This is a genomic window from Aquibium sp. A9E412 (assembly GCF_030398335.1).
Classification (GTDB): domain Bacteria; phylum Pseudomonadota; class Alphaproteobacteria; order Rhizobiales; family Rhizobiaceae; genus A9E412.
This window is the reverse complement of record NZ_JAOAOP010000147.1, coordinates 1-622: the sequence shown is the minus strand read 5'-3', so window position 1 is coordinate 622 and position 622 is coordinate 1. Positions and strand designations below refer to the sequence as shown.

At 65.3% G+C, this 622-nt stretch carries 2 protein-coding genes; one reads left to right on the top strand and one right to left on the bottom strand.

Translation table 11 applies throughout. The annotated features are described in order from the left end of the window. Positions 1-319: helix-turn-helix domain-containing protein (locus tag N1F89_RS20640; RefSeq protein WP_290086385.1), on the top strand; the 319-nt coding region annotated here is incomplete at its 5' end. A 95-nt stretch (positions 320-414) separates the two neighbouring features. Here N1F89_RS20640 and N1F89_RS20635 read toward each other — a convergent pair. Then, positions 415-622: hypothetical protein (locus N1F89_RS20635; protein ID WP_290086384.1), on the bottom strand; the 208-nt coding region annotated here is incomplete at its 5' end.

Here is a 622-nt window from a genome sequence, read left to right as displayed (position 1 = left end):
CGTGGCTCGGCTTCTCGACGGGGAAGGCATGAGCGATGTGTGCCGTCAGTTCGGGATATCGCGCAAGACCGGCTACAAGATCTGGGACCGCTACCGGCAGGAGGGCCTCGAAGCGCTTCGCGACCGCTCGCGGCGGCCGGTGCGCTACGCCAATCGGTTGCCCGACCAGATCGAGCGGCTGATCGTGGAGACCAAGAAGGGCAAGCCGCATTGCGGCGCCATGAAGATCAGGAGCTTCTGGTGCGCAGACTGGCCGGCGAGGTTCGCATCCCGGCCACCTCGACGGTGCACGCCGTGCTCGACCGCCATGGCCCGGTGAAGCGCACCCGTCAGCGACGGCGCTTCAAGGCCGAGCCACGGTGCTATCGCAGGCCGCCGCGCCCAACGCTCCGTGGCGCGTTCGGCACGAGGTTGTCACCCATATCTTAGGTACAAGCTGTTACCCATGTCTCCGGTATGGACCCCCCCAGTTCCGACGTCGCCTTCACCATATTCGAACGCGTCTTCAAGGAGTTCGGCTTGCCCTCCGGCTATCCGAACCGACAACGGGGTGCCCTTTGCCTCCGGCAATGCCTTGTTCGGCTTGTCCAGGCTCTCCGTCTGGTGGCTCAGGCTCGGCATC